The organism is Deltaproteobacteria bacterium, assembly GCA_016183175.1.
Taxonomy (GTDB): domain Bacteria; phylum UBA10199; class UBA10199; order UBA10199; family SBBF01; genus JACPFC01.
This window is the reverse complement of sequence record JACPFC010000129.1, coordinates 1-9,668: the sequence shown is the minus strand read 5'-3', so window position 1 is coordinate 9,668 and position 9,668 is coordinate 1. Positions and strand designations below refer to the sequence as shown.

Sequence of the window (9,668 nt, the reverse complement as noted above, 5' to 3'; positions counted from 1 at the left end):
TCATCTCCCAGCTCGCGAGTCGTGAATCCGTGGATGATTTCCGGAAATTTCGAAAGAATTTTCGATTTTAAAAACATAAATCAACCGCCCTCTCAAAATCCTCCGGCAATTTGGCCTCAAATTCCATCGTCTCGTTTGTCCCCGGATGACAAAATGCAAGACACCGCGCATGCAACAGGGTGTGGTCGAGCGCCCGCAAAAAATTTCGTGCCTCCGCGTTTTGGATCTGTTTTGTCCTCTGCATATGTCCGCCATAGAGCGGATCGCCGACAACGCCGTGCCCCGCGTTTGTCAGATGGACGCGGATCTGGCGCGTTCTTCCCGTCTCAAGCTTCAGTTCCAAAAGAGAAAGCCCCTTCCCTTCTTTAAGCATACGATAATGCGTCACCGCCTCTTTCCCTTTCGTTTCGCTCACGGAGAATTTTTTTCGATGGGACGGGCTCCGTGAAATAAAACCGGAAAAGGTCCCGGTCGGTTTTTTCATTTTCCCATAAACGACAGCCCAGTAGATTTTCTTTACCTTTCTTTTTTTAAACTGTTCGGAGAGGGCGATATGCGTTCGGTCGTTTTTGGCAATGACCATCGCCCCGGAGGTCCCTTTGTCCAGCCGATGGACGATGCCGGGCCGCATGACACCACCGATGCCGGAGAGATCCTTGCAGTGGGCTAAAAGGGCATTCGTCAACGTCCCCGTCTCGTGGCCGGCGCCGGGATGAACCACCATAAAGGCCGGTTTGTTGATGACGATCAGATCGGAATCTTCAAAGAGAACATCGAGGGGAATTTTTTCCGGAACCGGTTTTGCCGGCCGCGCTTCGGGGGGATTCACGCAGACCCTGTCCCCCTCTCTTATTTTCCGGGAGGCCTTTGCCGGTTTTTCGTTGACCAGAACGCGCCCCTCGCGGATCCACCTCGCAATCTGCGAACGGCTGGGGGCAATGCGCCGGGCAAAGAGAAGTTGATCCAGGCGGGTCATTCCTTCAATTCCAAATTCCAGTACGAATAATCGACCACGGAGAGATAGGGGCGCCATTCCTCATAATGAACCGGTTTGGCCATGAAGCGGAGAAACATCGACCAGTGCGGCTTGATGGGGGTTCTCAAGAGCCTCATCCCCGCCGCCTCGGGCAGACGGCCCCCTTTCTGGATGTTGCACTCCACGCAACTGCAGACCACGTTTTCCCAGTCGGTCTTCCCCCCCACCGAGACCGGAATGATATGATCGAGGTTCAGTTGGGGGCGCTGGAACGACCGGCCGCAATATTGGCAGGTATTGTGGTCGCGGATGTAGACGTTGAGCCGTGAAAACCGGACCGGCCTTTTGGGGAGACGGTCGTAGAGATGGAGCATCACCACCCGGGGCACGCGGATCGCCCTGCCGATCATCCCGATGGATTCGTCGTTGACGGCCACCGAAAGCTCCATCCAGCTTCGAAAATCGAATAATTCGTATTCACGGTCAACCACCTTGGCGATGCCGCGGTAAAGCATGCAGATGGCGTGACGCACCGTGGTGACATGGACAGGCAAAAAGGAACGGTTAAGGACAAGCACCTGTGAAGATAGCATACAAAAAGCCCTGTATTTTGATTATAAACCAGAAACTATTTCTTTTAAACCCCTAAGTTCAAGATAATTCTTCACGCCATGCCGGGCGCAGAGGGCCGCCAGATCGCGGTTTAACGATTTGACAAACCAGGGGCCGCGATAAACAAGGCCGGTATAAACCTGAAAAAACGCGGCGCCGAGGCTCAATTTGGCCACCAGGTCCTTAAACGACAGAATCCCCCCGACCCCGATGATCAGTGTGCCCGGCCCCGCGATTTCCCGGACATTTTTCAACTGGTGATTCGCCAACCCGGCCAGCGCCCTGCCGGTCAGGCCGCCCGGTCCGATTTTTTTAAGGGTTTGGTGAGAGGCATAAAGGTGTGGCCGTTTGGCGGTGGAGTTGCCGACCACATAGCCGTCAAAGCCCCATTTTTCCGCCTCTTCGATGAGCCCTTTAAGCTCCTTCTTTTCGGTGTCGGGCGATATCTTGACGAGAACCGGCCTCCCGTTTCCCGTGTCGCGCCGCGCCTCGGCAATCCCCCTTGCAAGGAGGCTGAATGCCTTTGGGTCTTCGAATGTTTTTCCATCCCCCGTATTGGGACAACTCAAGTTCAGGACGACATAGGCCCCCAGATGACCGATCCGCGTAAAAGTCCGCACATACTCTTCAACCGCCTTTCGGGTCTGTGCCGGCGGAGTTCCGGCATGGCTGACAAACGGCGTCTTGGCGATGTTGATGCCGAGAGGAATACCCCACTGCTTTTTTTTGACATTCTTTAAAAAATGATCGGCGCCGGCATTGGGAAGCCCCAGCCGGTTGATGAGCGACTCGTCCGCCGGAAGGCGGAAGAGGCGCGGCTTTGAATTGCCGAGGCAGGGGTTGAGCGTCACCGACCCCAGCTCCAGAAAGCCGAAGCCAAGGGCCCGCATGAGGGGAATCATCTCTCCGTTCTTGTCAAACCCGGCGGCAAGGCCGATGGGGTTGTCGACGGTCACCGACCCGATCCGCCCGTTCAGCCTCGAGTCCCTGACGCTTGTCGTCGCACGGAAAAAAAATTTGGGCGCGACACAACCCAGATTTTTAACCAGCCCGTGCGCCGTTTCCGGTTCGAGGGAGAAAAGAAATTTTTTCAGGAGGGAATACATAATTTCATCAGCACGGCATCTTCACCATCGGGATAATACCCTTTTCTGACGCCGGCATCTTTAAACCCGAAGCTCCCGTAAAACCCCATTGCCTCTTTGTTTGACGGGCGGACCTCGAGATAAACGGTTTTCAGGTCGTGTCTTCTACCATAGTCGATCATGAATTGGAAAAGTTTTGAACCGATCTTTTGACGGCGCCCATCGGGATGAACGGCGATGTCGATCAACTGGATCTCGTCGGCCACCACCCAAAAAACGATGAACCCGACAATATTGCCCCCGAGTTTCGCCGCGTAAAACCGCGAGGCGTTCTGCCCCAGTTCGGACTCGATCAACAGACGCGATTTGGGACAGGCAAAAGAGAGATTTTCAATCGCCATGACGGCATCGAGGTCGTCAGGTTCTGCCGGGAGGATTTCAAGCATGGAGATAATTTTTTAAACGATGCAAACCTTCCTCTATTTTCTCCACCGAAACGGCGTAAGAAAAACGCAAGCGCCCCTCTCCTCCCGATCCAAAGTCGATCCCCGGGGTTATGGCCACATGGGCTTTGTCGAGAACGTCAAAGGCCAGTTTGTAGGAATCCTTTGAGAGGTGTCTGACATCCACAAGAACATAAAAGGCCCCTTCCGGATTATAGCCGATTTTGAACCCGAGACCCCTCAAACCCGAAAGCATGGCCTCCCGCCGTCTTTTGAATTCATTCCGCATCCGCTCCAAATCCCGCCCCGCCTCCTTGAGCGCCGCGATGCCGGCGTATTGAACAAAAGAATTCGCCGAGATCATGAAATTCTGGTGAATCTTCTGCATGGCGCGAATGTACTCTTTGGGGGCGATGACGTAGCCCAGACGAAAACCGGTCATGGCATATGCCTTGGAAAAGCCGTTAACCACAAAGGCGTCGTCGGTATATTCGAGGATGGAATGTTCCTTCCCCTCATAAACCAGACCATGATAAATCTCGTCCGAAACAACGGGAACATCGAGGCTTGCCAGTTTTTTCATCACCTCTTCCTCCAAGACGGTGCCGGTCGGATTCGACGGACTGGTGACAAAAACGGCGCGGGTTTTTTTGGAGATTCTTTTTTGAACCGATCGGGTGTTCCACTGGTAGCCGTCCTTTTCGCGAATGGGAAAGAAAACCGGTTTTCCATCCAGAAACTCGATGAAATTGGCGTCGCAGGGGTAGTGCGGGTTGGGAAGAATCACCTCGTCGCCGCGTTCGAGAATCGTCGAAAAAACAAGAAAAAAGGCGGGGCTTGTCCCTTCGGTCACAATAATCCGGTCCGGATGAACCGTTACGCCGTACTTTAAAAGATAGTGCTCGCAGATTTCCTCCCGAAGCTCAAGGAGCCCCTGCGAATGGGTGTATTTGGTGCGGTTTTCGCGGATGGCCCTGATGCAGGCCTCCTTGACGCATTCGGGGGGATCAAAATCGGGTTCACCAAGAGAAAACGGAATAATCGATCTTCCCTGCAGTTCGAGCGCCTGTGAGCGCTCGAGGATGTCCATGGCGATGAATGATTTTATTCTTTGGGCTTTTTTTGAAATCAATTAAATCGGGGGCTTTGCCGCTGGCGCCCGGGGTCCCCACCGAACGCCACCGGTTCAAGTGAGGTGGGGGCGGAAACTGATTCCGCTCCCAAGCCGCTTAATCCGCCACCGGCGGCGCGGCTTGGGAACCCTACCCCCCGTTCGCTCGCGCTTCATTACTCCGACGCTCGCTCATTTAAAATTTGAACACCGACCGCCCCGGATACACCGCCTTCCCTCCCAACTCCTCTTCAATCCGAAGAAGTTGATTGTATTTGCATATCCGGTCGGTCCGGCAAAGGCCCCCTGTTTTGATCTGCCCCGCGCCGGATCCGACGGCAAGGTCGGAAATAGTCGTGTCTTCGGTTTCCCCCGACCGATGCGAGATGATGGTGGTATATCCGGCCTTATGCGCCATTTTTATGGTATTGAGCGTTTCGGCGAGCGTGCCGATCTGGTTCAACTTGATAAGGATGGAGTTGGCCGCCCCCCGCTCGATCCCCAGTTTAAGGCGGGTGGTGTTCGTGACAAACAAATCGTCCCCCACGATCTGGAATTTTTCCCCCATCAGCCTTGTCAGGGTCTCCCATCCCTCCCAGTCGTCTTCATCGAGGCCGTCCTCGATGGAATAAATGGGAAAAAGCCCCGTCAGCGCCGAGTAGAACCGGATAAGCCCGTCGGCGTTCATTTCGGGTTCCCGCTCGTTTTCCAGCACATATTTTCCGTCGCGGTAAAATTCGCTCGCCGCCGCATCGAGCGCGAGGCCGATATCAACCCCCGGTTTGTAACCGGCCCTGTCAATGGCCTCCATGATGACCTCGAGGGCCTCCTGGTTTGAGGCCAGATTCGGCGCAAAGCCCCCTTCATCCCCCACCGATGTGTTCAATTTTCTTTCTTTCAACACCTTTTTCAGCGAGTGAAAAATTTCGGTCCCGGCGCGGAGGGCCTCGGAAAATTTGTTGAACTTGATCGGCACAATCATGAATTCCTGCAGATCGACATTGTTGTCCGCGTGCGTCCCTCCATTTAAAATATTCATCATCGGCACCGGCAGGACCGGCTTGGGCTGATTCATCAGATGAGCAATGTAGCGATAAAGCGGCAGGGAGGCTGATTGCGCCGAGGCCTTGGCGTAGGCCAGGGACACCCCGAGGATGGCGTTGGCCCCCAGCTTTGATTTGTTGGAGGTGCCGTCGAGCTTGATCAAAAGTTCGTCTATCTTTTCCTGTTCCCCCGCCTGCATTCCCAGTATTTCCTTTGCAATCACTCCACCGACATGGGAAACGGCCTTTTTGACCCCTTTTCCCGCGTAGCGTTTGGGGTCGCCGTCCCGCAGTTCCACCGCCTCGTGCTCACCGGTGGAGGCCCCGGATGGAACCGTCGCACGGCCGACAACGCCGTTATCGAGCGCCACATCGACTTCGACGGTCGGATTTCCCCGCGAATCGAGGATTTCGCGCCCCAACACCTTTGATATTTTTGGCATGCTCCTCCCTTTATCACCAACAGTTAATTCCTTGCTTCACCATTTTATTGGCTCCGCTCCCACCTCGCTTTATCCTCCCTATTCGGTCGGCGCTCGGCGGGAACCCTCATATCATGGACGCACCGCGTTAATCAAAGTTTTTTCTCCCTTGTTTTCCGCGCAACATTTTCGGTATTCAACCGATAAAGGGGTTGTCGGCTCATGGTGTCTTCAATAAGCTATGGATACTCCTCCAGTTACTGGGACAACCCTCTTTCCTTTTGCAGATCCTTCCGCCAATGGCGTGCCACCCGCCGGTGAAAGCCACGTTCTTCAACTAATCGGCGACGAACAGTATTTTGACGATCCCGAAGCCCTCGGTTTCTATCGTTCCTTGACGGTTTTGGGAGTGGGTCCGCCGGGTCTGCGCCTCCCCGGCATGACCTTTGGAGTCCCCTTTTTGCACGAAGCCCTGGCCCAAGACATCCCTCCCGAATACCAGGGACTCTATCAGGGCATGATTGCCATGGGAGATGCGGCCGATGTGGCAAGTACCGAAGAGATCAAGATGTTCATTCATACGCTGGCCCGGCTTAAAGAGATGAACAAAACTTATCCCGTCGGGCGGCTCCTTCTGTTTCTCATCGGAAACCACGATGTGTTTCACGCCGGAACGGCCAATTCGGGATCCAATTTTTTCGGGCTTTTGGGGGTTGCCCTAAACCTCCAGTGGGGGCGGAATTACACGCGGGATGTTCATGGGGCAGAAGTGGGAAGCGAGGGCAATATCCTCAACAAGGCACGCCTGATCGAATTTATTTACCGGTTTTTTCTGGAAGAAGAACCAAATACCGTTCAACTGGCCTATTCTTATGCACCCTCGGAATCATTGCGTGAAAAACAATCGAATTCCTTTTTCGACACTTCGTCGACCTATCGAATCAAAGGAGAAAATAAAAAAAACTGGCAGAATACCACAGAAGTTTTCAACGATTTCTGGCATCAATCCAAAGACGAGAGTTTCAATGCCCTGGTTAAATACCTTCCCAACAAAGACAAACGGCCGGAACAATCCCTTCTTTCGGTTTCCGCCGTCAAAATGGAAGATCTGGAGACCGCTAACGGAAACCATCCGGTCTATTTTATCGCCCTCGATACCATGGATTATCTCAAAGATGGTTCCGAGTTTGGCGCCACTTCCGGACATGTTTCTTCAATCCAGGTGCAGATCGTCAAGGCCTTTATTGCCGAGATGACGGCCCGTCATCCCGGGGCCAAACCCAAATTCATTCTGGGAGGGCATTTTCCGGCCACCAGCATCACCAATCTGAAAATCTCCGGCCTGAACGAGATCCTATCGGACGAAGAGGTGATTGCCTACGTGGCAGGGCATACGCATGAGCGGGGTTTTGAAGACCTGGCCGACAGGGAAACAGCCTTTAAATACGGTATCAATCGCGCGAATCCTCTTCCCATGATCGTTGTACCCGCGGTGATGGATTTTCCCAATGAAACGGTATTTCTCAAATATGGAGTGGAAAATCCCGAATCCAACAAGCTCTATTTTGAATTCACCTTCCACGGAATTGATTGGAGAACCATTCCGGGACTAAACGGCGATGTCATTCACGAACTCCGTCAAATTTACCCGTATCTCGATTCCTTTACCGTCGCCCTCTCGAAGATCGACAATGAACAACTGTGCCGTTTCGCCGACCCCGCCACCCCACTCTACGACAAGGGCTATCTGGCCTTAAGCTTAGACGAGGGGCTTTTGACCCGCCCCGGCGCCATCAACGATTTTGTGATTGCCCAGGATGTGATCCCGACGATGGTGGAAAACAACATCCTTTATAAAAGGCTTTTCTTGAGCATGGTGAAACTCAATCTCATGGATCTGGGGCTTCAAGCCGAAGCCGACAGCCTGGCTGATGCCTATCTCCAGCGTCTGAATCATCTCATGGAATATTACGAAAGGATCCGAAGTGAAAACTATTTGGACGGTGATGATGCGCATCAGAAGGTCCATGATCTCGATGGATTTTCGAAGCCTCTTGACGTTGAAGTCGATCGGTTGAAGGAGATCGCCCCGAAATTTGATCCGGAAAAATTTCACGATGAGGAAGAATGGAAAAAACAGTTGGCCCCTCAAGAGCGGCAACTCGTCTTTATGGCGGACGCAACCGCTCTCATGCAGGAAGACCTGAATTACTTCAAGGATTGGCTGATCCGTTTTGAAAAACTGCGCCGCTCCGAGGCCCGGGATGAAGACTACCGGAAGATGACCGACCTTTTCGGCAACCACTATTTCAAAACAATCCGCTCTCATCTCTGGAACTCGCCGCCTGAATCGGCGGCCGCCGCCTTTGCCGCCCTGGTCCATCTTGTATCCGCCAAAATGTACCGCGCCTACCGAAAGCCGCTGACCTCGCAGTTCACTTCCGAAAGGGAGGTTCCCGATCGAATCCGGGTGGAGGTTTCCACGGAAACGGGAGCCATATCCTTCGAGACTGAGGATCTCCCCGACCCTCCTCCCCTCCCTTCTTTCGAGGGACACTTTCAGGAGGGGGCACCGCCCCCGATTCAGGAAGAAACAAAACCGGACCAGAAAGAGGGTCTCTCCGACCTGGTTGTCCCCTCTTCCGGCACACACTATCTGGAATTCGGAAAGAAGGAGGATGTCCTCCCGGTCGAGGAAGAAAAAAAGCCGGCCTACCGGATCCCCTGGCACTGGCAGTGGCGGGCCAAGGGATATCTCGGCTATGGAACGACTGTTTTCAACGAAGGCCGATCCAACGAATACCGCGCCTCCGGTTACAACAACGGCTTCCATATGGATATCGGGGCCCAAGCCCATCTCCTCTCCCGGCCCAAGCTCCCCCGGATTAACGTTCAGGGAAATGTGGGAACTAATCTCGAATTTCAAAACCGGAACGTCCCCGTTGAAGGAGGAATTGCCGAAAACACCAGTTTGAATATTGATGTTCCTCTCCAGGGGGCGCTGACGTTTGGAGATCCCTTTGGCATTTTTGATGTGGGGCCCCTTATTGAGATTGGGCCGTCGTGGGTCCAATACGACACCGATCCGCTGGATGGCCGTCCCGGATCTTTCAAACCGTCTGTCATCCGTGGGACCGGTTTACAGCTCAATCTGCTGGAAGGGGCCGTGTGGTTCCAGTGGCTTAATGAACTGGATCAGGGAGGCGCATTCTCGATGGATGAACACTCCCGCAAGCTGGGGCCCGTTCCGATGACGATGATGCTTGGAGTCGACTTTTTCCAAATGGGGCGATGGGCAAGCATGCGCGATCGGGACAAGTAGGGAAAATATGACAAACGACATCAAACTGGCCCAGAGAGTGATTAATCAGTACGCCAACGATCTTGAGGGGCTTACCGAACAGGACTGCCGGCGCATGGGCATTGAAAAGGAAAAATGCCGGGCCTTGCGGGAGGCCCTGGGACCTACCGCCGGTGGAGTTATCACCGCAAAGGAAGTAACGGATCTCAACGACGCCGGTTTTTCGCCGGACTTTGTCCACGCGCTTGCGGGAGATGACGGCCTTAAAGCCCTTCTGCATCGCGTTGCCTGGCTCAACAGCTACGCGGTCAAAAAAAACTTTTTCGGGAAAAGCGCCAAAGTCCGTGGGGTCATCATCCAGGAACTGGGTGAAATCGGGACGCCGGCCCGAAGCGCCGTGCCCAAACTGATTGAGGACCGGAAGGACAAGGATGGGCATGTCCGGGTTGCCGCCGTTGTCGCCCTGGGAAAGCTCGCGGACGCCGGGGCGGACCCCGATGAGGCCGCCAGGATTGTCTCCGCCCTCTTCTCCGGCTCGCTGATCTGGTCCCCCAACATGGTCCCGGCGATCTGCGACTCTCTTTTCCTGATTGCACAAACGATGGGGCCACAAGAAGTCCAAAACTCGATTGTCCCCCAATTGGACAAGGACTTAAGAAGAAACGAGTCGTGGCT

At 54.0% G+C, this 9,668-nt stretch carries 8 protein-coding genes; 2 read left to right on the top strand and 6 right to left on the bottom strand.

The window, feature by feature from the left end:
* Positions 1-67: 67 nt before the first annotated feature.
* The 6 genes from HYU99_11835 to eno form a co-directional block, all read right to left on the bottom strand.
* Positions 68-976, bottom strand: a complete 909-nt coding sequence (locus tag HYU99_11835; protein ID MBI2341037.1) for an RluA family pseudouridine synthase — start codon at positions 974-976, stop codon at positions 68-70.
* Positions 973-1,569 (bottom strand): HNH endonuclease, encoded by a 597-nt coding sequence (locus HYU99_11830; protein ID MBI2341036.1) that lies wholly within the window; start codon positions 1,567-1,569, stop codon positions 973-975. Before HYU99_11830 ends, HYU99_11835 begins: the two co-directional genes overlap by 4 nt.
* 21 nt (positions 1,570-1,590) lie before the next feature.
* Positions 1,591-2,694, bottom strand: a complete 1,104-nt coding sequence (locus tag HYU99_11825) for a quinone-dependent dihydroorotate dehydrogenase (GenBank protein MBI2341035.1) — start codon at positions 2,692-2,694, stop codon at positions 1,591-1,593.
* Positions 2,679-3,119, bottom strand: a complete 441-nt coding sequence (gene rimI, locus HYU99_11820) for a ribosomal protein S18-alanine N-acetyltransferase (protein ID MBI2341034.1) — start codon at positions 3,117-3,119, stop codon at positions 2,679-2,681. Before rimI ends, HYU99_11825 begins: the two co-directional genes overlap by 16 nt.
* Positions 3,112-4,248, bottom strand: a complete 1,137-nt coding sequence (locus HYU99_11815; protein MBI2341033.1) for a pyridoxal phosphate-dependent aminotransferase — start codon at positions 4,246-4,248, stop codon at positions 3,112-3,114. Before HYU99_11815 ends, rimI begins: the two co-directional genes overlap by 8 nt.
* Positions 4,249-4,423: 175 nt before the next feature.
* Complete coding sequence (eno, locus tag HYU99_11810; GenBank protein ID MBI2341032.1) at positions 4,424-5,713, bottom strand: phosphopyruvate hydratase; 1,290 nt, start codon at positions 5,711-5,713, stop codon at positions 4,424-4,426.
* Between the two features lie 220 nt (positions 5,714-5,933).
* On the opposite strand from eno, the gene HYU99_11805 reads away from it, so the two are divergent.
* Positions 5,934-9,014, top strand: coding sequence for a hypothetical protein (locus tag HYU99_11805; GenBank protein MBI2341031.1), 3,081 nt, complete (start codon positions 5,934-5,936; stop codon positions 9,012-9,014).
* A 7-nt stretch (positions 9,015-9,021) separates the two neighbouring features.
* The coding region (locus HYU99_11800; GenBank protein ID MBI2341030.1) for a HEAT repeat domain-containing protein at positions 9,022-9,668 on the top strand (647 nt) is incomplete at its 3' end.